The sequence below is a fragment of the Mycobacterium ulcerans subsp. shinshuense genome (assembly GCF_002355775.1).
Classification (GTDB): domain Bacteria; phylum Actinomycetota; class Actinomycetes; order Mycobacteriales; family Mycobacteriaceae; genus Mycobacterium; species Mycobacterium marinum.
Genome location: NZ_AP017624.1, coordinates 952,997 through 975,435, shown reverse-complemented (window position 1 = coordinate 975,435; position 22,439 = coordinate 952,997). Strand labels below are relative to the sequence as shown.

Genomic DNA, 22,439 nt, shown 5'->3' with positions numbered 1-22,439 from the left:
ACTGCTCATCTAGTCCCCTTAACGCTGGCCCGGTGCGACGGTAAACGCACAATTTCAGTATGTCGGCTCCGCCCGGTTGGGGCCCCGCCGGTGCCGCGGCCGCCGTTACCTATCCGTCGTGGTCGGTTTTGATGGCGACCAGCGATTTGATCAGCCCGGCGAATCGTTCGTACCAAATCAACGATGACGGGAAGTATCGGCGCATCTGTGCAATACCGATCAAGTCGAGCTCATCGACCTGCTCTTGTGCCTCTTCGCGAGTATGCGTCCGAATGTAACCGCAATTCCAGCGCATCGATATCTGCACCCGCGCCTCGTAAGGCAACCACTGGATGCCCGGGAACAACCAGTGCGGCTCGATCGGAAAATAGCGGTAGGGGGTTTGCACCCAGTGCCGGTCGGCCAGCCGGTGCACATTGTCGGCCAAGCGTTGCCGCCGCACATGGCCGCCGACATGTTCCAGTAGCGAATTGGAGAACACCAGGTCGAAGTGGTCGTTCGCGATCGTGCTGGGCAGCAAACATGCGTCGCCTTGGATCGCGGTGATGCCCGTGATCTGCGATTCGATGGGCAGCAGGTTGACCGTGGTGACCGCGGTGGGCCGCACTGGGGCCAACCGCCACGACTCCGGTGTTCCGCCCAGATCGAGCACTCGCATTTCGGCGAACGACGGAAAAACCTCGATGAGGTGCCGCCATCGTCTCGCGTGGGCGCGCCCAGAAAGGGATCGCCGCGAATTGATGTCCGTGGCGGTGTCGCGCAACCAGTTCGACATTTATCCCTAGTCTTTGACGTCGGCCCGATGACATCGGAATCTCCGGTGTGGCGTTTCGAGCCGGATCCTGCCAGCGACCGCCGCATAACGAAACTAATGGCTGCCGGTGAGCACCGCAAGAAAACGCCCCGCTGCGGAAAACGCGGCGTTCGGCGAGAATGCACCAGGTGAAGACGGAGTTGGTGGTTGCCGTCGCACAGCCACGAACCGTGATGGGCGCGGTGGCCGCGAATGTCGATGCCCACGCGGCCCTGATCCAACGGGCCAACGCACGCCTGGTGGTGTTTCCGGAGCTTTCGCTCACGGGCTACCAACTAGAGGTGGCACCGGTCGATGTCGCCGGCCCAGTCGTTGATCGGTTCGTATTGGCATGTGCGGCAACGGGTTGCAGTGCCTTGGTCGGCGCACCCGTCGAAGACCGCGGGCGGCGCTACATCGCGATGGTGCTGGTCGACTCCTCGGGCGCTGAGGTCGTCTACCGCAAGACGCACCTGGGCGCCGCCGAAAAGGCGCGGTTCCGGCCAGGTCCCGGCCCCCGAACGATCGACCTTGACGGGTGGCGCATTGGGTTGGGGATATGTCGTGACACTGGTGTGCCCGAGCACGTGCGGGGCACCGCGCGGCTCGGGGTGGACCTGTATGCCTGCGGTGTCGTTCATCATGACGGGGAACTCGGCGAGCAACGGCACCGTGCTCGCACCATTGCCGCGACGTGTACCGCGCCGGTTGCCATGGCAAGCTTCGCCGGGCCCACCGGAGGTGGCTACCTACACACAGCCGGCCATTCGGCTATCTGGTCGGCGACGTCGACGCTGGTAGCCGAGGCCGGCGCCGGACCAGACCAGATCGCACACGCCACGATCGGCCGGACCCCGCCGGGTCGGGCCGGCGACGATCACACCCCGAAGACGGCATAGATGCTGACGGTGGTGAACCTGTCGAAGCGCCGCCAGTGCCGGCGCGCCCTCTCCAATGCGGGCAGCAACCGCTTGGCGCCCCGGTTGTAGCCGATGTCGAGCTGTCGCAGTCCGCTGTTGTCGAACGCCGCCCGGAACTGATCGGGGGTGTTGCCGTTGAGGCCGATGTCCAACAGCGAGCCCACCGGATGGCCGTATTTGCGTGCTGCGGCCGCAAACACCAGCCGTTTCGGCAGGATCGCGTGCGCCCAGGGCACCTTCAAGCCGGTGCGCCCATGGTCGCCGAAGGGGCTGTAATACAGCGGGCTGAATCCCGCGTAGCTGCGCCCGCCGGGCCGGGTCAACCGTTCGCCGAGGGCCAAAAACAACGACGCCACGTCGGCAACATGCTCGGCGGTGTCCTTGGAAACGATCACGTCGAACGGTTCGTCCACCGGAAGCGACCGCACATCGACCGCCCGAAACCTCACCCGATCGGCCAGCTCGGGAAATCGCTGCGCCAGGTTGCGATTGGCGAACGCGACGCGCCCTTCATCCAGATCCACGCCGAGCACGCTGGCGCCGGCTTGGGCGATGTCGATCGACAACGCGCCATGGCCGCAGCCGACGTCGAGGACCCGCTTGCCCGCCCAGTCGGGGACAACCCCGAACCGACGCCAATACTCGTTGTTGGACTCCGCCTGCTCATCGAAGTACTGCCGGGCGTACTCTTCGCTCTCGGTCAACGCCACCCGACCCATCCGTGTGTCGGCATGGCATCGCCGCCGGCCACCGTGCCTGTCGTCATCGTCGTACCTTATGAGAACACCGTCGGGGATGGTTGGTTGACATCGTCATCGCCGGGACGGGTGCGGATCGCTGGCCAGGCTTGCCCACAACCGCGTCAGCTGCTGATACCAGCGGTCGAGCCCGAACTCACCGGCCCGCTCTCGGGCGGCCCCGCCCAGGCGGGCGCGCAGGTTCTCATCGGTCACCAGGGCGCCGAGCGCGTGCGCGAGCTGATCGGCGTGGGCGGGCCCAACGAGCAGGCCGTTGACGCCATCGGTGACCACTTCGCCGATGCTGCCCGCCGTTGTCGTCACCGGGGCCAGCCCGTTCGCCATCGCCTCGAGCAACGCCATGGGCAGGCCCTCGTTGCGGCTGGGCAACACGAAAATTTGTGCACGGCACAGCAACTCGTCGCGCGCCATCGGATCGAGCCAGCCCACCACGTCGATCGTCTCGCCCAGACCGGCCTTGGCGACCGCCGCACGCACCTGGGCGACGTCGCCGTCCCCGGCGAGCGTGGCCAGCAGCCGGTTGCGCACCGTCTCATCGAGCGCCACTACCGCGTCGATCAGGTCATAGCTGCCCTTGCGCACGCCCAGCCGCCCCAGGGCCACCGCATGCACGCGCTGGACCCCCAGCTGATTCACCGGGGTGTTCGGAATTCGAACCGCGTTGGGTAGCACGCTGATCCGGTTGGTGGGCAACCGCAGCCGGCTGGCGTACTCCTGGACATGGCGCTCCCCCAGCACCACCCAGTGATCGGCGGCCAGCATCCGGCGCACCGCCGCCCGAGCTGGCGGCGCGAGCTGATCGAACCAGCCGCCGAAGTCGTAGCTGTGGGCATGCACAATCGCCGGTGTACCGGTCAGTCGCGCCGCTAACAGCGGCAGGGCTTTGCGAATCACGCTGCCGCCGTGGGCCAGATGAACATGCAGGACATCGGTGCGCTTGCGCAGCACCAGCCAGGTGGCGCGCAGCATTCCGCGGACACCGAGCATCAGCCGCGGCCATAGCGGGCCGTCGATGAACGTGGGCACCGCCGTGATGTGGATGTGTGGGTCAGGATGGGCCGCCATCAGCGCGATCACCGTGGCCATACCGCCCCGGCTGGTCGCCGCGGCCGGGGCCGGGCCGACCACCAGCACGCGCAGCCGGCCCTGCGGCGTCGGCACCCCGACCGAGTTCACTCGGGCGTGCCCGCCGGCGCCAGCGCCGCGTCGGTATCCGCGGCCTGGGCATCGGCGCCGCCGCGTCGCTGCGTGGCAAATCCCATCGTCAACCCCAAGACCAGACCCAAGCCCAGGGCGTCCACCGGCATCTCCGGCAATGGCCAGACGGCGGAGATGGCCAGCAAGCCGATGCTGGTGGCCGCAGCGATCTTGGCGCGGTCCGACCCGCGGCGCAGCGCCCCGAACAGCGGGGTGAGGGCGAAGATCGCAAACACCGCCATGCCCACCGCCCCGGCCTTGGCCAGCCACCAGAGATAGAAGTTGTGCGAGAAGGTCGGGTAGAGCTTCATCGTGAAGTCGTCGGGGTCGTCTCCGTACGGTTGCCGATAGGCGTAGCCCAGGCCGTGGCCGAACACCGGGGCTTCCGCGATCGCGCGGTCGAGGCTGTCGATTTCGCGCAGCCGATCTTGCGTCGATTCGTCGACGGCGAGCGCGCCGCCCGAAAGGCCATGCAGCACACGCTGGTGCAATGCGGTGAACTGATCGGCGAGCCACGCCCCGGCCCTGGACTGCTGCAGCAGAAACAATGAGGTCGGCACCACAAACGCGACAACCGCGGTGCCGACCAGGAAAAGCGTGGCGGTCCGGCGCAGCGCCGGCCAGCTGGAGGTGGCCAGCAACGCGACGACGGCGGCCACCGCCAGCGAGATCAGCACATGGCGGGCGAAGGCCAGCAACACGATGATCAACGCGGGCAGGCCCAGCGCGAAAAAGAAGGCCGGCCTGACCCGCCCGACGATCACCGCGGCGACCAATGCGCTCAGCACGGCGGTGGCCGGTGTTTGCGCGGACAAGATGATCCGCAGGGCCTGGTCGGCTCCCGTCGTCTCGGCAAGGCTTTCCGCCCGGCCGGCCAGCCGGATCGCATGCACCGAACCGACAATGGCCATGCCCGCCGAGAACCACAGCGTCACGACCATCGTGACAATCGCCATCCGCAGGTAATTGCCGTACACCACCAACAGCGCCAAGACGAACCCGCCGGCCATCTCCAACAGGTTTTGCGCCGACCGCATCACCACCCAGTCGGGGTGTCCAAGCGCCAGCCCGACCACCGCATACAGCAGCACCGCCACCGCGAAGATGCCGGGCAGCACGAAATCGGAGACCCGCGGTCGCACCAGTGGAATCAGGTAGCAGATCGCCAGCACCAACGCCACCTGATAGGCGTAGATCACGCCCGGGCCGACGACCTTGCCCACGTGCAGGCTTGCCGGCAGCGCCGCGAACGCCAAGAACAGCGCGATCCCTACCATCGCTTCGGGTTTCGCCCAATACACGACCAGGCTGAACATCCCGGCGATCAGCATCACACCTTGGCCGGTGTGACGCACCGACAGCACGCCGAAAACGAAACATCCGAACAAGAACGCCGCGAGCAGTGCCGCACCCATCGCCAAGCGATAGCGGCGCGGCAGGTAGAGGATCACGACAGCCCGCTTAGCTTTCCGCGGTAGATCCGGGCGGCGGCGCTGGTGTGGCGCGAAATTCGGGCGTCGGTCAATACGGTGCCGACGACGTTCGCCCCGGCCGCGCGCAGCGCCGACAGCGCGTCGTTGACTTCATCGACGGTGGTGCGTCCCGCGCGCACCACCAGCACCGTGGCTTGCACGGCCCCGGCCAGCAAGCCGGTATCGGCGGTGGCCAGCACCGGCGGGCCGTCGATCACCAATCGGGAAAAGCGTGCCGAAAGATCCATCAGCACGCTGTCAATCACTTCCGGCAGGTAAGCGTTGGCCGACGCGGTCTCGCGGCGGACACTTCGCGACGCCAGAATGAACAGCTTCGAGATCCGGGTGGGCTTGACGACTTCCAGCGCGATCTCGGGGTTAGCCAGCGCGTTGGCCAACCCTTCGCGGGATTCCACCTTCAGCAAGCCGGCAATCACGGGCCGACGGGTGTCACCCTCGACCAAAAGTACGTCTTCACCGAGTTCGGCCAAGGACAGTGAGAGATTCAGCGCGGTGGTCGTGGTTCCCTCGCCGGCGAACGGCGCCGCCACCACCAGGCGCCGGGCCTGCGGCCCCATCGCCCGCAGCAGGCGGGTACGCAGGCCGCGCACCGCGTCGTCGATGGCGACGTCGGTACCGAACTGCGGCACGCCGCCGCGCCGGCCGGGAAGCTCGGCCAACGTCGGCAGACCCGAAAGCTGGTCGAGTTGCCGGCGGCTATGCACGGTGCGATCACTGGCCTCACGGGCCAGCGCCACCGCGATCCCGAGCAGCAACCCGGCCGCAAGCCCCATCACCAAGTTGCGCTTGGGCAGCGGTCGGCTGGGACTAACGGGCACCTCGGCCCGCTTGACCACCGTCACCCTGGCCATCGGGGCGGTGGGCGGCGCCTGCTGCTGCGGTTCGGCCCCGAGTGCGCGCGGGGCCGAACCGAGCGTCCCAACCAGCGTGGCGAACGAATCGGCCATGCCCCCGGCGAGCAACGCGGCACGCTTTGGATCGGTGTCGGAAACCGCGATGGTGAACAGCATTGATTTCGGCGCGTATTTCACCTGGGTCTGCTGCACCAGAGCTTCGGGGCTGATCGGCAGCTGCAGCTGACTGATGGCGCGTTGCGCCACCTCACGGCCCCCGGCGATCTCGGCATATGACGACAACAGGTCTTGTGCGGCCTGCCCGCCCCAGTACACGTCGTTGACGTCGGTCTGCCCGGATACCGAGATGAAGATGGTGGCCGAGGATTGATAGACCTTGGTCTGAAATGCGGTGACGGCTGTCGCGCCGGCCAGACACGCGAGCAGCGCGCCGACCACAAGTTTCCAGCGCTTGGCGAGGGTCTGAACAAAGGTGCGGAAATCCATCCATTACCCCCTCTGAGCCGGCGCCACACAAAGAGGGCCGATCGCGTTCCCTGGGCACCCGCACTGGGAATTCCTCTGGAATTATGCAGCATTCTCGCCGTCGCGCAGGAGATACGGCGGTCCTTGCCCCCGGACCCGGCACCGACATCCGGACCAGCCCCGACCAGCCCCGACACCGCGCGGTGGCCCCCAAGCGCGCAGCGCTGACCACGCCGGTTCGCGTAGCGTGTCACCGACAAGCCGCGGCGCAAACGCGTTCTAACCCGGCAATGGCTTGGCCGTAGGAGATGCCGATGCGACGCCAGGCTCACGATCGCGAGGGAAGACTGCCGCCGATGACAGCCGCGGCCCGGATCAAACGGTGGCTCGCTCCGGTGGTCCGAACCGTCGCGCCGGGTCTTTTCTGGCAACGCAAGTACCGGGTGCTGCAACGCCTCGGGGAATCCCGCGCCGATGTCCGGCTGGCCGCGTCGCTGTGCGATCCGGATCGCATCTCGGTGGACATCGGGGCCGACGTCGGCGAGTTCACCATCGCGATGCTGGCCTCGTCACGCTCGGTCGTCGCGTTCGAGCCCCGGCCCGCCCAGGCGCGCGAGCTGGCCTCGATGTTCGACGCGGTCGGCGCCGCGGTGCGGGTGGAAGCGGTGGCGCTATCCGACAAGCCCGGTTGCCTGTCCATGCGCGTCGTGGAGTCCGAACCGGGCCGCAGCACGATAGACACCGACAACGCCCTGGGCGATGTGGCTGGCCGAATCCGAAGCATCGACGTAGCGGTCAAGCGCCTCGACGATCTGCAATTGAGCGACGTCGGCCTGATCAAGGTCGACGTGGAAGGCCACGAACTGGCGGTGTTGCGGGGCGCCACCGACACTCTCATGCGCAACCGGCCGACGATTCTGGTGGAAGCCGAGGAACGCCATCGCCCCAACGCCGTGGCCGAGATCACCACCCTGTTGGGCGGACTCGGGTACCGGGGCTTCTTCGAACTCGGCGACGAGCGGCGCCCGATCGCCGAGTTCGACGTCGCCCGGCATCAGAACCCGGCGAACATCGGCGGCCACCGGGATGGCTGGGCGCCCCGGGGCGTCTACGTCAACAATTTCGTCTTCGCCCCCTAGACCGGGCCATCACCCGGCAACCGCCGGCCGAACGAAAAAACCCCAGCCAACGGCCGGGGCATCCGCCACGCGACTCGGCGCTCACTTGTGAACCGAGTCTGCGAATCTGTGGAGCTAGGGAGAATCGAACTCCCGACCTACTCGATGCGAACGAGTCGCGCTACCAACTGCGCCATAGCCCCTGAACGCTATGCAGGCTACCAGCCGCGGCCGCAACGGCCGAACCGCCTGCCCCTACTGGCCCACCGCGCGCGGCAAGTCCCGCGGCCAGCCGTAGCCGCGCACCGGGCCGGCGTAGTCCAGATGCTCGAAGATCGGGTCCTCGTCGTCGATCTCGAGCACCACCGCGCCGGGACGCCGCAGCCGCGACGGCACCACGTCGTAGTCGCGGTCGTGGGTGTTTTCCACCCCGAGCCGCGCCCGGGCCTGTCGTTGCATCCGGCGCCGCCGCACCTTGGCCTCAATGCGGGTCTGGCGGCGCAAATACGCCAGGTAGAGCATCGTCACCACGGTGGCTGCCGAGCAGAGCCACCACGCGGCAGCCGTCACTTCGAAGGCGGCAATGGCCGAGCCGACCAGCACCACTGCCATCGCCACCAGCATGCGTTTACGGAACGCGTACTTGCGAGCGCTGACCGCTGCGGCGGTCTTGGTGTCGTATCGGCGCCGCCGCGAGGCGCCGGAGGTGTACCTCGGCGTCGGCTCGTAGCCCTCTTCGTCGTCGGCTTGCGCCTCCAAACCGGAAGTGTCGTCCATGTATTCGTAGTCGTCTTCGGCGTGCTCGTGGTTGGCCGCGCGCGCCGCGAAGAGCTCCGCGGTGTCGAGTTCGGAGTCGTCGGCCAATTCCGGCTCATCACCTAGCTGCGACTCGTCAACGGGCTCTTCTTCACCGTCGAGTTCGGCCTCCGGCACCGCCGTGCCGGCCGCCCGCGCCATCGGCTGCTCCTGCGCCGATCGAGCGCCGGGGCCCAGGCAGAGCACACCCGAGTCTTCCTCGACGACATCGACATCGAGGTAGTCGGGCTCGTCAACCGCGGTGTCGCGAGTGGCCGCCACCTTCATGATGACCGCACCCTGGCTGCCCGTGTCCTGGGCTACCTCCTCATCGCCGTGCGCCAACTCCGGGATTTGGTCGGTTTCCGGCTCGGCGTCGTCCTCGTCGTCGTCATCGTCGTGGGCCTCGTGGTCCCACTCTCGCTGGCGTTTCCAGTCGGGGTCGCTGCGATGACCGGCGGCCGGACCGCCGCGCTTGACCAGTCGCGAGCTCGCGCCCCCGTTGAGCACCCTGGTAGCCAAGGCGACGTCGCTGGTGCGACGGACCGCTTCGCGTTTGCTGATCAGCATGGGTACCAGCACAAACAGCCACAGCACCACCAGCGATATCCACAACAACGACTGCGGGATGCTTGGCATAGTGACCTGCTCTCTTCGGTTCCGATCCCCGCGAGGCACATCAGTGGCCAACGCGGCCGGGTCAAAAGCGCCCAAGGGCAATTACACACCTGTAATTTGCCTCCCACAAGCACCACACGCCACACGTGTCGCGATAGCCCCAATTTTCCCTAGGGCTCCCGCCAGCGGGATTTCGCCATTCGCACCGGCCGGTTTGCCGCCGGCGCTCAGAGCCGGCTGGCTTGCCCCGCGCGAACCAGCGTCGAGACCACCGACCCTTCGACCTCTTCGACGGTGAGGCCAACCAGCAGGTGATCGCGCCATGCCCGGTCCACCTCGAGGTAGCGGCGCAACAGCCCCTCCTCGCGGAACCCGACCTTCGCCAGCACCGCTCGGCTGGCCGCGTTCTCCGGGCGCACCGTGGCTTCCACCCGGTGCAGCCCCACCGGCCCGAAGCAGTGGTCCAGCCCCAGTGCCACCGCACCGGTGGCGATTCCCCCACCGGTCTGCGAGCTGGCGACCCAATAGCCGATCCAGGCCGAACGCAGCGCCCCGTGCACCACGTTGCCGACGGTCAGCTGGCCACAGAACCTGCCGTCCAGCTCGATCACATACGGCAGCATCCGGCCCTTACGCGCCTCCGAACGTAGCCCCGAACACACCGCCGGCCAGGCCGCGACCGAATGCCGGATGGTCCAGTCGCCCTCCGCGCTGGGCTCCCACGGTTCCAGGTGAGCGCGGTCGGCCAGCCGGGTCCGGCTCCACTGCGCGCCGTCGCGCATTCGAACCGGGCGCAGCCGGATCACGCCGGCACGAACCCGCAGCGGACCGACATCCATCGGCCAACCGGGATGGCGCTGCCCAGCGCGCATGAGGTTCACGAAGATCTTGCCGTGGGTCGCTCTACCCGTGCTGCGCCAGGAAGGCGACGTCAACGATCTCGCCGGTACGGATCTGTTCGGCTCCGGTGGGTACCACAACCAGACAGTTTGCCTCGGCCAGCGTCGCCAGCAAGTGCGAGGATGCCCCCGGAGCCCCGCCCAGCGCCTGAACCAGGTATTCGCCGCTCTCCTGATCCCGCATGAGCTGGCCGCGCAGGTAGCCCTTGCGGCCGGCCACCGAGGTGATCGGCGACAGCGTGCGGGCCTGCACGATCCTGCGCATCGGTTGGCGTTTGCCCAGGGAGAGCCGGATGAGCGGACGAACCATCACCTCGAACACCACCAAGGCGCTGACCGGGTTGGCGGGCAGCAGAAACGTCGGGACCCGATCGCGGCCGAGTTGGCCGAACCCCTGAACGGATCCCGGATGCATCGCGATGCGAACCACTTCCATATCGCCGAGCTCGGAAAGCACCGAGCGGACCGCCTCGGCGGCCGCGCCGCCCACCCCGCCGGCGATCACCACCACCTCAGCCCGGTTGATCTGGCCCTCGACGATCTCGCCGAGTTGCTTGGGGTCGTTGCTGACGATGCCGACCCGGTTCACCTCGGCGCCGGCGTCCCGGCCGGCGGCCGCCAGCGCGTAGGAGTTGACGTCATACACCTGCCCATTGCCCGGCGTGCGGGAGATGTCCACCAGCTCCCCGCCCACCGCCATGACCGACAGCCGCGGCCGCGGGTGCACCAGCACCCGTTCGCGCCCCACCGCGGCCAGCAGCCCCACCTGGGCGGCCCCGATGATGGTGCCGGAGCGCACCGCGACGTCACCGGGCTGCACATCGTCACCGGCATGGCGCACATAGGCGCCCGACGGCGCCCCGCGCAGCACCCGAACCCGATTCATTCCGCCATCGGTCCACCGCAGCGGCAGGACCGCGTCGGCCAGCGTCGGTAGCGGGGCCCCGGTCTGCACCCGAACCGCCTGCTTGGGCTGCAACCTGGTGGGTGTGCGAGCACCGGCTTCGATGGTGCCCATCACCGGCAGCGTGACCGCATCACGGCTGGTAGCGCTGCCGTCGTCGACAAAGAACTCGGCGGCGCCGGAGGCGAGGTCTTGCCCGACCCCCACCACGTCGACGCTGCGCACCGCATACCCGTCGATGGCGGCCTGATCAAAACCCGGAAGGGGACGTTCGGTGACCACTTCTTCGGCGCACATCAGGCCCTGCGCCTCGGCGATGGCAACACGGATCGGCCTCGGGGCCACCGCGGCGGCCGATATTCGGGCCTGCTGCTCCTCTACAGAACGCACAGCGCGCCTTTCCGTCGAGCCAAGTGGGCGAGCTGGGCCCAACCCGCTCGGCTACTGCTCGGTCAGGCCCAATCGCGCCACCAACCATCGCCGCAAATCCGGGCCGTAGTCGTCACGATCCAACGCAAAGTCAACCGCAGCCTTGAGGTAGCCGCCGGGATTTCCCAAGTCGTGTCGGGATCCGCGGTGCACCACGACATGGACCGGATGCCCCTCGGCGATCAGCAGCGCGATCGCGTCGGTGAGCTGAACTTCACCCCCGGCGCCGCGCTCGATCCGGCGCAGCGCATCGAAGATGGCGCGGTCGAGCACATAGCGCCCCGCGGCCGCGAACATCGACGGCGCGTCTTGGGTCTTGGGCTTTTCGACCATGCCCTTGACCTTGAGAACATTGGGATTTGCCGCCCATTCCCCGCCCGGCACCGGCTCGACATCGAACACGCCGTAGGCGCTGATCTCGTCGGGGGATACCTCGATGGCACACAACACCGTGCCGCCCAGCCGGGCCCGCACCTTCGACATCGTCTCCAGCACGCCGGTCGGCAGCACCAGGTCGTCGGGCAAGAGCACCGATACGGCGTCCTCATCATCGGACAGCGTCGGCTCGACACAGCTGATGGCATGCCCCAGTCCGAGCGGCTCGGCCTGCACCACGGACTCGACCTTGATCAGTGCCGGGGCCCGGCGAACCTTGGCCAGCATGGCCGTCTTGCCGCGGGCCTCCAACGTGCCCTCGAGCACCAAGTCCTCGACAAAGTGCGCGACAACCCCGTCCTTGCCCTCCGAAGTGACGATCACCAGCCGCTCGGCACCGGCGGCGGCCGCCTCGGCGGCCACCAGCTCGATACCGGGCGTGTCGACGACCGGCAGCAGCTCCTTGGGCACCGTCTTAGTCGCAGGTAGGAACCGCGTACCCAGGCCGGCAGCGGGAACGATCGCCGTAAAGGGGATCGCAACTTCTTGTGACATCGTTCAAACGATAACCTCGCCAGGAATCGCCGAGTCGGTCCGGCCGGTAGAAATCGTGACCTGTCATCGTTGAGGCCATGACGTCGGTGAACAAGGCGGCGATGCGGGCGCGGCTGCGGCAGGCCCGGCGCGTGGTCCCCGACGACGTTCACGCCGCCGAAGCCCTGCTCCTCAATGCGCACTTGGCGCAGGTCATCGACGGTGGCGCCACCGTCTGCGGATACGTTCCGGTCGGCACCGAGCCGGGCTCGATCACCATGCTCGACGTGTTGTTGCAGCATGGGGCGCGGGTGCTGCTGCCGGTCGCCCGCACCACCGACGGCGACGGCCCATTGCCGCTGATGTGGGGCGAGTATCGGCCCGGTGAGCTGGTGCGCGGCCGCTGGGGACTGCTGGAACCGCCGGCGCCCTGGCTGCCGGAGTCAGCCGTGGGCCAGGCCAGCCTGGTGCTGCTGCCCGCCCTGGCCGTCGACCTCGAGGGTGTCCGGCTCGGCAAGGGGCTGGGCTTTTACGACCGGTCCCTGACCAACCGCAACCCGCAAGCCCGCCTGCTGGCGATCGTGCGCGACGAGGAGGTGGTCGACCGGTTGCCCTCGGAGCCGCACGACGTGCGGATGACGCACGCGATTACCCCCCAGCGCGGGATCATTTCCTTTCCACACCGGGAATGATCGAGCTCACGTGGCGGTTCTAGCACTTGAAACGGTAGAGTGCTAACCCAGACTGACCAAATCCGGAGGTTTCTGTGCCGACCTACAGCTACGAGTGCACTGAGTGCAGCAACCGCTTCGACGTTGTGCAGTCGTTCACCGACGACTCGCTCACCACGTGCGAGGAATGCTTCGGTCGGCTGCGCAAGCTGTTCCACGCAGTTGGCGTCGTGTTCAAGGGCAGCGGTTTCTACCGCACCGATAGCCGCGAAGCGACAAAGAAATCGAAGAGCTCCAGCGGCGGGTCGTCGTCGAGCGAATCTTCCAGCAGCTCCGGGTCGAGCGACGCCAAGACGTCGAGCACGTCGTCGAGCTCCAGGGAGAAGTCGACAAGCAGCGCCGCCCCGGCCGCAGCCAGCACCTCGAGCTAGCGGGTTATCCACAGGGAGCCGTCTGACCGGCACCCGCCGCCCCGCCACCCGCCTACCGTTTGCACCGTGGCGGATCCCTCGCTGAACCCAACCCTGCTCAGCCGCATAGCGGTGTCGGTGCGTCCCGAGTGGACCCGGACCGTCCTGGCCCGCCGCGTTGTCGCGGGCGTTCTGGTCGTGCTGGCCGCCGTCGCCGCCCTGTGGCCCAGCCCTGACACCAACCTCTGCGAGGTGGTGGTTGCCGCGCGTGACCTGTCGCCGGGCACACCGTTGACCATCGCGGACGTCCGCCTGGAAACGCGTTCGGCCGCAACCCTTCCCGACGGATCCCAAACCGATGTGGGCGCATTGGTCGGGGCGACACTGGCCAGCCCCACCCGGCGCGGCGAGGTGCTCACCGACGTCCGAATCCTGGGCAGCCGGCTGGCCGAGTCCACCGCCGGCCCCGGCGCCCGGGTCGTGCCGCTGCATCTGGCCGACAGTGCGCTGATCGATCTGATCCGGGTCGGCGACGTCGTGGACGTCCTGGCCGCGCCGCCCACCGACGCGCCGGCGGCCAATCAGCCCTCCCCACCGGCCGCGAAGGTCGTGGCCACCGACGCCGTCGTCGTGCTGGTGTCGGCCAAGCAGGAGCTACAAACGCACGCTCACCGCGTAGTGTTGGTTGCGCTGCCGGCTCGCCTGGCGAACATGGTGGCGGGCTCTGCGCTTGGGCAGACTCTCACCCTGACCCTGCACTGAGCAGCTCGCCGCCGTTGGACAGGTGATCGACAGCAAACGCGGTCCAGTCTCGGTCCATTCCTGAAGGGACATCCCAATGCTCAAAGGGTTCAAGGAGTTTCTCTCGCGGGGCAATATCGTCGACCTGGCCGTCGCCGTGGTCATCGGTACGGCATTCACGGCGCTGGTCACCAGGTTCACCGACAGCATCATCACGCCGCTGATCAACCGGGTGGGCGTCAACGAGCAGTCCGATCTGGGCATCTTGAAGATCGGCATCGGCCGCCGCCAGAGCATCGACTTGAACGTATTGCTGTCGGCCACCATCAACTTCATCCTGGTCGCCGGGGTGGTCTATTTCCTGGTGGTGGTGCCCTACAACACGTTGCGCAAGAAGGGTGAGGTCGAGCAGGCCGACGACGCCCAAATCGTCCTGCTCACCGAAATCCGCGACTTGCTCGCACAGACGAACTCCAACTCGTCCGGCCGGCACGAGGCCCCGGGGACAGCCGGGACGCCCCCGCCGAACTACGGACCCCGCGCGGACACCTGACCCGTCACCGGGCCCGGGCCTAGATCTCCAGACTCGACAGTTGGCCGATGATGTGGGCGGCCAACGGATTCAGCGTCGCCATCCCATCCCGCACGGCATAGCGGGACCCGGCCAGGTTGATCACCAACGTGCTCCCGGATACCCCGGCCAAGCCACGTGAGAGCCCGGCGTCGGTGATTCCGGCGGACAATCCCGAGGCCCGGATGGCCTCGGCAATACCCAGAATTTCGCGGTCCAGAATCTCGCGGGTGGCCTCCGGGGTGACGTCACGCGGCGTCACACCGGTGCCGCCCACCGATACCACCAGGTCCACCCCGCCAATCACCGCGGTGTTCAACGCGTTTCGGATGTCGACCTCGTCGGCCTCAACCGCAACCACCCCGTCGACGACGAAACCGGCCTCGGTGAGCAGCTCGGTGACCAGCGGCCCGCTGTGATCCTCATCGCCGTGCGCGGTGCGGTCGTCCACGACGACGACGAGTGCCCGGCCGACTACTAACTCCGCACCCTGTTCCATGGGTGCAACGCTATATCCGAGGTCGGACAGCTGTGCATCGGCGTTCACTGTTCCGCCTTGCCGAGGGTGACTTGCACGGTACGAGTACTGCCGTCGGGATCCTGGAAGGTCAGCGACACCTTGTCACCCGGCGCCTTGGACCGCACCGCGGCGACCAGCGCGTCGGCGCTGGTGATCGCCCGGTCATCGACCTTGGTGACGACAACGCCCTTGGGCAACCCGGCGGTCGCGGCCGCACCGCCCTGCACCACCTCGACAACCTTGGCGCCGGGTACCCCCTTGTCGGTGGTCACCTGCACACCCAGCGAGGCGTGTGATGCCTTGCCGGTGCTGATCAACTCGTCGGCGATGCGCTTGGCCTGGTCGACCGGAATCGCGAAGCCCAGGCCGATGGAACCACTTTGGGCATCGCCGGAGTCCGCACCCAGCGTGGCGATGGCCGAGTTGATGCCCACCAGTTGAGCGTTCATGTTGACCAGCGCGCCACCGGAGTTACCCGGGTTGATCGCGGCGTCGGTCTGGATGGCATCCAGCACGGTGTTCTGGTTACCCGACTCACCGGTGGTGGACACCGGACGGTTGAGGGCGCTGACGATTCCCGTGGTCACGGTGCCGGCCAGGCCCAGCGGGGATCCGATCGCCAGCAACGGCTGGCCGACCCGCAGGTCCGCCGACGATCCCAGCGCAATCGGGGTCAGGCCACTGACCCCGGACACCCGGACGACGGCGATATCGCTGGTGGGGTCGGCCCCGACCACGGTGAACGACGCGGTACGCCCGTCATAGAGCGTGACCGTGGTCTTGGGCTCCGGCGCACCGGCGGGCGGCTTGGCGGCGGCGGCCACCACGTGGTTGTTGGTCATGACCAATCCGTCGGCCGACAAGATGATGCCCGAACCCTCTTCGGACTGGCGGCCCACGTCGGTTTCCAGCATCACGACGCTGGGCAGCACTTTGGCGGCCACCTGCTCCACCGAACCCGGCGGCATGTTTGCTGCGGGGACACTCGGAGCCCCGCTGGCGACCATTTCACGACCGCTGCTCGTTGCCGGCGAGCGGTTGAGTTCGATGATCGATGCGGCCGCACCGCCGATACCGGCGGACACCACCGCGATCACCACCGCACCCATGACCAACATTCCGGCCCGGGGCCGACGTTCGCGAATTACGTTGGGAGGGGGCGCCATCGGTGGCAGCATGCCGGGAATCGGCCCCGGCCCCGTGCCGCCGGGGATCGGGCCCGGCCCGGTGTCGGGCGGGATCGGTCCCGGACCGGTGGCGGGCGGCAGTAGGCCCGGCCCGGTACCGCTCACACCCTCGTAGGGCGGGCGCGGCTGCGGGCGGGACTGGTGATAGCGCCAGTCGAACTGCGGGTTGTAATTTTGCTGCGGCCCCTGGGCATAAGCGGGCGGCACTGGCTGGTTAGGCGCGGTACGATATCCCGGCTGCTGCGGCGGTGGCGAATACCTCGGGTGATTCGTCATGTCGCTAAGTCGCTCTTCCTCTGCTCGGGCTTTGTTTGGCCCTCGATTTTCCAGCCATGCGCTGCTTGCATGGGCTTGATGGTCAACAGTAACTGCACAACTACCTTGCGCGCGCGGACTGAGAATCCACTGAGATAACGTTCGCCGAACCCCGAGAGTTCGCGCCATTGGCGCCGCGGGTGTCTACGGGCTCGGTTTTTTTGTCATCGGGGGCCGCCGGGTAGGCCGAACCCGGCATCGGGCGCCCAGGCAACAGCATGCAGATTGCTGTTCCGGGCGGCTGACCGCCCGGGACGGTGTCTTCGATGCGCAGCGATCCCCCGTGATTGAGCACCACCTGCTTGACGATGGCCAGCCCCAGGCCCGAGCCCGGCATCGCCCGCGCCGAAGTGGACCGGTAGAACCTCTCGAAGACCAGACGACGCTCCTGCGGGGAAATGCCCGGCCCGTTGTCGGACACCACCAGCTCCGCGTGCGATGGATCAAGCTGGCGCAGCCGGATGCCCACCCGGCCGCCCGGCGGACTCCATTTGGCGGCGTTATCCATCAAATTCAGTGCCGCCCGCGACAACCCGGCCACATCGCCGTAGACCTGCCAACCGACGACATCGACGTCGAAGTGGATGTCGTTGCGACGGCGCCGGACTCGCTCCAGGCTGCGGTCGACCACCTCGGCCATGTCGACGGGTTCGTGCACCACGACACCGGCATCGCCACGGGTCAGGTCGACTAGGTCGCCCACCAGAGTGGACAATTCCTCGATCTGGGCGACCACATCCTCGCGCAAGCCAACCATCTCCTGCTCCGGCAGGCGTGGCGCGCCGGGCTCCATCGACGCCATCAGCAGCTCGACATTGGTGCGCAGCGAAGTCAGCGGGGTACGCAACTCGTGGCCGGCGTCGGAGACCAGCCGCGCCTGCCGTTCCCGGGACTCGGCCAGCGCTCGCAGCATCAAGTTGAATGCCTCGGTAAGCCTGGCCAACTCGTCGCTGCCGAAAACCGGGATGGGCCGCAGGTCGTCGGTGCGGGCGACCCGCTCGGCCGCTTCGGTAAGCCGACCCACCGGGCGCAACCCGGCCCTGGTCACCATTCCACCGGCCACGGCGGCGACCGCGACGCCAACGCCACCAACGATCAGCAGCACGGCGCGCAGCTTTGTCATGACCGCTTCGGTCGGTTTCAAACTCTTGGAGATCAGCAGCGAGCTGCCGTTGGGCAGATGGATCGCAAGCACGCGCTGATCGGACACGGTGCGCCGGGACAAGAACAGATCCCCGTGGATCACCGCTTTCTCCGGCGCCCCGACCGGCAGGGTCTGCCCCGGCTGGTTGGCCGTGTAGATCGACCGGCCCGGGTTCACCAGCATCGCGTTCACATCCGAGTAGGCGGTGCCCTCGATGGCTTTGCCCGGATCGGCGGCCAGCGAGCCGCTGGCGATCAACAACTGCGCCCGGCTCTGCAGCTGGTTGTCGATGTCGCTGTAAAGGGCGGCGGAGATCACCGCATAGACGGCGAAGGACATCAGCACCACGACCATCGCCACCATGGACATCGCCAGCAGCATCACCCGCCAGCGCAGCGACAGCGAGCTGGTGGCACGCAGCGGTGCGCGCGGTCCGCGACGGAATCCCACCATCAGGGTGGCGTTTCGCGTAGCACGTAACCCACCCCGCGCACGGTGTGGATCAGCCGCGGCTCGCCCTCGGCCTCGGTTTTACGCCGCAGGTAGCCCACGTAGACCTCGAGCGCGTTGCCGGACGTGGGAAAGTCGAAGCCCCACACCTCTTCGAGGATGCGGCTGCGGGTCAGCACCCGTCGCGGGTTGGCGATCAGCATCTCCAGCAGGGCGAACTCGGTTCGGGTGAGGCTGATGCGCCGCGCCCCGCGGGTCACCTCCCGGGTCACCGGGTCCAGGCTCAGGTCGGAGAACGTCATGGCTACCGAATCGGCGGCTTCGTCGTCTTCGGGCTTGGTGCGGCGCAGCAACGCGCGCATCCGCGCCAACAGCTCTTCCAGCGCGAACGGCTTCGGCAGGTAGTCATCCGCGCCGGCATCGAGCCCCGCGACCCGTTCGGAGACGGAATCCCGGGCGGTCAGCACGAGAATGGGCAGATCATCACCGGTGCTGCGAAGTTGACGGCATACCTCCAAGCCATCCAGTCGCGGCATCATGACGTCCAGCACCAACGCGTCAGGCCGATCACTGGCAATCATCTCGAGAGCTTCCACACCATCGTGTGCCAGCTCAACCGTGTAGCCATTGAAGGAAAGCGACCTGCGCAGCGACTCGCGCACCGCGCGATCGTCGTCGACGACAAGTATCCGCACGGACATTAGTTTCGTCCTAACGCCTGAGAGCGGCCTGAGAGGCGCGCCGAAATGACGACAGCGTCACAATTTGATCGGGATCAAGAACCAACGGTTTGCCAGCGCCGCCAGGCAGCCGGCATCGATGCACCGCGCGGCCGTCATGCCGCGCCGTATCACAACCGCCACATTGGCCCCACTAGGAAGGGGCCGGGTTGCGCCCACTCAGCAGCGACGGCAGTCGCCGCTAAGAGGACAGAGACACCCAGGCGCGATGGCCCAGGGTAATCGGGCTATCGACGGTCGAGATCGATGAGACCGAGCCGGGCCGCCTTGAGCAGCCGGCGAGGCACCTTGTGCTTCTGACCGCCAACGGTGACGCCGACGAGTTCGGCCTTGGTGGCCTTCCACTGCGAGCGCCGGCTTCGAGTATTCGCGCGCGACATCCTGCGCTTTGGTGTGGCCATGGTCGGACCTAACTCCTCGGTCGGGGTTTCGGGTTCAATATGTCGCACGGCATGGCCAATCGGCACAGCGGCGACGAATGACGTCAACGATAGTCGGTGACCTGCTGGTTGCCAAAACCGGGCACCGCCGGATCCGCCGTGTTCGCGCACCGAGTGAGGCGGGTATCACACCGTGGCAGGAGTCCCGCTATGCTGACCTACCGGTTGGTTGGTTCACGCACCGGCAAACCCTGCCCACCGGTAACCCCGATGAAGGAGGACGCGGATGGCGTCTCGTTCTGATGCGTCCGGCGCCGTACGCATCGCGAACTGTTCCGGTTTCTACGGGGACCGTCTCTCGGCGATGCGCGAAATGCTCACCGGCGGCGAGGTGGACTACCTCACCGGCGACTACCTGGCCGAACTGACCATGCTGATCCTGGGCCGCGACCGGATGAAGAACCCCGAGCGCGGCTACGCCAAGACCTTCCTGGCCCAGCTCGAAGACTGCCTGGGACTGGCCCACGATCGCGGAGTGCGCATCGTCGCCAACGCCGGCGGCCTCAATCCCGCCGGGCTGGCCGATGCGATCAGGGCCCTAGCCGAGCGCCTGGGCATCGGCGCCCGCATCGCCCACGTGGAAGGCGACGATCTGGCGCCCCGCGCGGCCGAACTCGGCCTGGGCACATCGCTGACAGCCAACGCCTACCTGGGCGCGTGGGGCATCGTCGATTGCCTCAACAGCGGGGCCGACGTCGTGGTCACCGGCCGGGTCACCGACGCCTCGGTGATCGTCGGATCCGCGGCGGCGCACTTCGGCTGGGGCCGCACCGACTACAACCAGCTGGCCGGCGCCGTGGTGGCCGGCCATGTCATCGAATGCGGGGTCCAGGCCACCGGCGGCAACTACGCCTTCTTCACCGAGGTCCCCGATCTGACCTACGCCGGCTTCCCGCTGGCCGAGGTCAGCGCCGACGGCACCTCGGTGATCACCAAACACCCCGGCACCGGTGGGCTGGTCAGCCCAGACACCGTCACCGCACAACTGCTCTACGAGATATCCGGCGCCCGCTACGCCAATCCGGACGTGACGGCCCGGATGGACACCATCCAGCTGTCCAGCGATGGCCCGGATCGGGTGCGCATCGGCGGCGTGATCGGCGAAGCGCCCCCACAGACCCTGAAGGTGTCGCTGAACAGCATCGGCGGGTTCCGCAACGCCATGACGTTCGTCTTGACGGGTCTGAACATCGAGGCCAAGGCCGAGCTCGTGCAACGCCAGCTCGAGGCCACCCTGACCGTCAAACCCGCCGAACTGGAATGGACCCTGGCCCGCACCGACCACGTCGACGCCGACACCGAGGAAGCCGCCAGCGCCCTGCTGCACTGCGTGGTCCGTGACCCCGACCCCGCCAATGTGGGCCGCAAATTCTCCTCGGCCGCGGTGGAATTGGCGTTGGCCAGCTACCCCGGATTCACCTCGACCGCGCCCCCGGGCGACGGCCAGGTGTATGGGGTGTTCGTGCCCGGCTACGTGGACGCCAAGCTGGTGCCACACATCGCCGTGCACGCCGACGGCACGCGCACCGATATCCCCTGCGCCACCGAGACCCTGGAACTGGAATCGGTCGATCCCCCGGCCTTGCCCGATCCGCTGCCCACCGGCCCGACCCGACGGGTACCGCTGGGCCTGATTGCCGGCGCCCGCAGCGGGGACAAGGGCGGGTCGGCCAACGTCGGACTATGGGTGCGCACCGACGAGCAGTGGCGCTGGCTGGCCAACACGTTGACCGTGAAACTGCTCAAGGAACTGCTGCCCGAGGCGGCCGATCTGCAAGTCACCCGCTACGCGTTGCCCAACCTGCGGGCGCTGAACTTCGTCATCGAGGGGATTCTCGGTCAAGGCGTGGCCTATCAGGCGCGATTCGACCCGCAAGCCAAAGGGCTGGGCGAATGGCTGCGCAGCCGCCACCTCGATATCCCGGAGAGCCTCCTATGAGCATCTGGAACACCCCCGAGCGCGAAGAGTTGCGCAAGTCGGTGCGCTCATTCGCCGAGCGGGAAGTGCTACCGCACATCGACGAATGGGAACGCACCGGCGAGTTGCCCCGTGACCTGCATCGCCGCGCCGGGGCGGCCGGCCTGTTGGGCGCCGGACTGCCCGAATCCGCTGGCGGGGGCGGCGGCGACGGCGCCGACTCGGTGATCATCTGCGAACAGATGCACCAATCGGGTGTCCCGGGTGGGGTTTTCGCATCGCTGTTCACCTGCGGTATCGCGGTGCCGCACATGATTGCCTCGGGCGATGAGCGACTGATCGAGGAGTTCGTTCGGCCCACGCTGGCCGGGAACAAAATCGGCGCGCTTGCCATCACCGAACCCGGCGGCGGCTCGGATGTGGGGCATCTGCGGACCAGCGCGGTGCGCGAAGGTGACCACTTCATCGTCAACGGCGCCAAGACCTACATCACCTCCGGAGTACGCGCTGACTTCGTGGTCACCGCGGTCCGCACCGGAGGCCCCGGAGCCGGTGGGGTTTCGCTGTTGGTCGTGGAAAAGGGCACCCCGGGGTTCGTTGTCAGCCGCAAGCTGGACAAGATGGGCTGGCGCTCCTCGGACACCGCCGAGCTGTCCTACACCGATGCGCGGGTTCCCGCGGCCAACCTCGTCGGCGCCGAGAACAGCGGCTTCGCCCAGATCGCGCAGGCGTTTGTCTCCGAGCGCATCGCGCTTGCCGCACAGGCGTATTCGAGCGCGCAGCGATGCCTGAACATCACCGTGCAATGGTGCCGCGACCGGGAAACATTCGGCCGCCCACTGATCTCGCGCCAATCGGTGCAGAACACGCTGGCCGAGATGGCCCGCCGCATCGACGTCGCCCGGGTCTACTCGCGCAGCGTGGTGGAGCGCCAACTCGCCGGCGAGCACGACCTGATCCCGCAGGTCTGCTTCGCCAAGAACACCGCCGTCGAGGCCGGCGAATGGGTAGCCAATCAAGCCGTTCAGCTGTTCGGCGGCATGGGCTACATGGCCGAATCCGAAATCGAACGCCAATACCGGGACATGCGAATCCTGGGCATTGGCGGTGGCACCACCGAAATCCTGACCGCACTGGCCGCCAAACTCCTGGGGTATCAATCATGATTGCAACACCAGTT

The 22,439-nt window shown here is 67.4% G+C and carries 22 protein-coding genes and 1 tRNA gene; 8 read left to right on the top strand and 15 right to left on the bottom strand.

Translation table 11 applies throughout. From position 1 onward, the window contains the following. Positions 1–109: 109 nt before the first annotated feature. Positions 110–775 carry a class I SAM-dependent methyltransferase gene (locus tag SHTP_RS04655; RefSeq protein ID WP_096369918.1) on the bottom strand — a complete coding sequence of 222 codons (666 nt, stop codon included), beginning with the start codon at positions 773–775 and terminating at the stop codon, positions 110–112. 167 nt (positions 776–942) lie between these two features. On the opposite strand from SHTP_RS04655, the gene SHTP_RS04650 reads away from it, so the two are divergent. After that, positions 943–1,692, top strand: coding sequence for a carbon-nitrogen hydrolase family protein (locus tag SHTP_RS04650; protein WP_096372320.1), 750 nt, complete (start codon positions 943–945; stop codon positions 1,690–1,692). Here SHTP_RS04650 and SHTP_RS04645 read toward each other — a convergent pair. The 4 genes from SHTP_RS04645 to SHTP_RS04630 all read right to left on the bottom strand — a co-directional run bounded on the left by SHTP_RS04645 (position 1,671) and on the right by SHTP_RS04630 (position 6,501). Next, entirely contained in the window at positions 1,671–2,432 is a 762-nt protein-coding gene (locus SHTP_RS04645; protein WP_231991281.1) for a class I SAM-dependent methyltransferase, read from the bottom strand. The genes SHTP_RS04650 and SHTP_RS04645 overlap by 22 nt on opposite strands. A 93-nt stretch (positions 2,433–2,525) precedes the next feature. Beyond that, entirely contained in the window at positions 2,526–3,647 is a 1,122-nt protein-coding gene (locus SHTP_RS04640; protein ID WP_096369917.1) for a glycosyltransferase family 4 protein, read from the bottom strand. Further along, positions 3,644–5,119, bottom strand: coding sequence for an O-antigen ligase family protein (locus SHTP_RS04635; RefSeq protein WP_096369916.1), 1,476 nt, complete (start codon positions 5,117–5,119; stop codon positions 3,644–3,646). The genes SHTP_RS04640 and SHTP_RS04635 overlap by 4 nt, the downstream gene beginning before the upstream one ends. Beyond that, positions 5,116–6,501, bottom strand: a complete 1,386-nt coding sequence (locus SHTP_RS04630; RefSeq protein WP_096369915.1) for a tyrosine-protein kinase domain-containing protein — start codon at positions 6,499–6,501, stop codon at positions 5,116–5,118. The genes SHTP_RS04635 and SHTP_RS04630 overlap by 4 nt, the downstream gene beginning before the upstream one ends. Before the next feature lie 335 nt (positions 6,502–6,836). Here SHTP_RS04630 and SHTP_RS04625 point away from each other — a divergent pair, with 335 nt between their 5' ends. After that, positions 6,837–7,619 (top strand): FkbM family methyltransferase, encoded by a 783-nt coding sequence (locus SHTP_RS04625; protein WP_096369914.1) that lies wholly within the window; start codon positions 6,837–6,839, stop codon positions 7,617–7,619. 109 nt (positions 7,620–7,728) lie between these two features. Here SHTP_RS04625 and SHTP_RS04620 read toward each other — a convergent pair. The 5 genes from SHTP_RS04620 to SHTP_RS04600 all read right to left on the bottom strand — a co-directional run bounded on the left by SHTP_RS04620 (position 7,729) and on the right by SHTP_RS04600 (position 12,173). Continuing rightward, a tRNA-Ala gene (locus tag SHTP_RS04620) sits at positions 7,729–7,801 on the bottom strand. Positions 7,802–7,853: 52 nt separating this feature from the next. Then, positions 7,854–9,032 carry a divisome protein SepX/GlpR gene (gene sepX / locus SHTP_RS04615; RefSeq protein WP_096369913.1) on the bottom strand — a complete coding sequence of 393 codons (1,179 nt, stop codon included), beginning with the start codon at positions 9,030–9,032 and terminating at the stop codon, positions 7,854–7,856. Positions 9,033–9,238: 206 nt separating this feature from the next. Beyond that, positions 9,239–9,892: a GNAT family N-acetyltransferase gene (locus tag SHTP_RS04610; protein ID WP_012396071.1), complete on the bottom strand. Its 654-nt coding sequence runs from the start codon at positions 9,890–9,892 to the stop codon at positions 9,239–9,241. A 22-nt stretch (positions 9,893–9,914) separates the two neighbouring features. Then, complete coding sequence (gene glp, locus SHTP_RS04605; RefSeq protein ID WP_015357011.1) at positions 9,915–11,204, bottom strand: molybdotransferase-like divisome protein Glp; 1,290 nt, start codon at positions 11,202–11,204, stop codon at positions 9,915–9,917. A gap of 51 nt (positions 11,205–11,255) precedes the next feature. Beyond that, a complete protein-coding gene (locus SHTP_RS04600; RefSeq protein WP_011742220.1) occupies positions 11,256–12,173 on the bottom strand; it encodes a UTP--glucose-1-phosphate uridylyltransferase in 918 nt (305 codons plus the stop codon). A gap of 77 nt (positions 12,174–12,250) precedes the next feature. On the opposite strand from SHTP_RS04600, the gene SHTP_RS04595 reads away from it, so the two are divergent. The 4 genes from SHTP_RS04595 (at position 12,251) to mscL (ending at position 14,527) form a co-directional block, all read left to right on the top strand. Then, complete coding sequence (locus SHTP_RS04595; RefSeq protein ID WP_096369912.1) at positions 12,251–12,844, top strand: 5-formyltetrahydrofolate cyclo-ligase; 594 nt, start codon at positions 12,251–12,253, stop codon at positions 12,842–12,844. A 74-nt stretch (positions 12,845–12,918) separates the two neighbouring features. Next, the gene (locus SHTP_RS04590; protein WP_096369911.1) at positions 12,919–13,254 is read left to right on the top strand and encodes an FmdB family zinc ribbon protein; all 336 of its coding nucleotides are present in this window, start codon (positions 12,919–12,921) and stop codon (positions 13,252–13,254) included. Between the two features lie 66 nt (positions 13,255–13,320). After that, positions 13,321–13,995: an SAF domain-containing protein gene (locus SHTP_RS04585; RefSeq protein ID WP_015357013.1), complete on the top strand. Its 675-nt coding sequence runs from the start codon at positions 13,321–13,323 to the stop codon at positions 13,993–13,995. A gap of 76 nt (positions 13,996–14,071) precedes the next feature. Further along, complete coding sequence (mscL, locus tag SHTP_RS04580) at positions 14,072–14,527, top strand: large-conductance mechanosensitive channel protein MscL (protein ID WP_096369910.1); 456 nt, start codon at positions 14,072–14,074, stop codon at positions 14,525–14,527. Positions 14,528–14,546: 19 nt separating this feature from the next. Here mscL and SHTP_RS04575 read toward each other — a convergent pair whose 3' ends face one another. From SHTP_RS04575 to rpmF, 5 genes are all read right to left on the bottom strand, one after another. Beyond that, positions 14,547–15,044, bottom strand: coding sequence for a MogA/MoaB family molybdenum cofactor biosynthesis protein (locus SHTP_RS04575; RefSeq protein ID WP_020786125.1), 498 nt, complete (start codon positions 15,042–15,044; stop codon positions 14,547–14,549). A gap of 44 nt (positions 15,045–15,088) precedes the next feature. Then, the gene (locus tag SHTP_RS04570) at positions 15,089–16,528 is read right to left on the bottom strand and encodes a S1C family serine protease (RefSeq protein WP_096369909.1); all 1,440 of its coding nucleotides are present in this window, start codon (positions 16,526–16,528) and stop codon (positions 15,089–15,091) included. Between the two features lie 100 nt (positions 16,529–16,628). Then, on the bottom strand, positions 16,629–18,164 hold the full coding sequence (locus SHTP_RS04565; protein WP_096369908.1) for a HAMP domain-containing sensor histidine kinase: 1,536 nt from the start codon (positions 18,162–18,164) through the stop codon (positions 16,629–16,631). Beyond that, the gene (mprA, locus tag SHTP_RS04560; RefSeq protein ID WP_020726450.1) at positions 18,164–18,856 is read right to left on the bottom strand and encodes a two-component system response regulator MprA; all 693 of its coding nucleotides are present in this window, start codon (positions 18,854–18,856) and stop codon (positions 18,164–18,166) included. The genes SHTP_RS04565 and mprA overlap by 1 nt, the downstream gene beginning before the upstream one ends. A 272-nt stretch (positions 18,857–19,128) precedes the next feature. Then, positions 19,129–19,302, bottom strand: a complete 174-nt coding sequence (gene rpmF / locus SHTP_RS04555) for a 50S ribosomal protein L32 (RefSeq protein WP_011742229.1) — start codon at positions 19,300–19,302, stop codon at positions 19,129–19,131. Positions 19,303–19,567: 265 nt separating this feature from the next. On the opposite strand from rpmF, the gene SHTP_RS04550 reads away from it, so the two are divergent. Beyond that, positions 19,568–21,280 (top strand): acyclic terpene utilization AtuA family protein, encoded by a 1,713-nt coding sequence (locus SHTP_RS04550; protein WP_096369907.1) that lies wholly within the window; start codon positions 19,568–19,570, stop codon positions 21,278–21,280. Then, entirely contained in the window at positions 21,277–22,425 is a 1,149-nt protein-coding gene (locus SHTP_RS04545) for an acyl-CoA dehydrogenase family protein (RefSeq protein ID WP_096369906.1), read from the top strand. Before SHTP_RS04550 ends, SHTP_RS04545 begins: the two co-directional genes overlap by 4 nt. Positions 22,426–22,439: the final 14 nt, after the last annotated feature.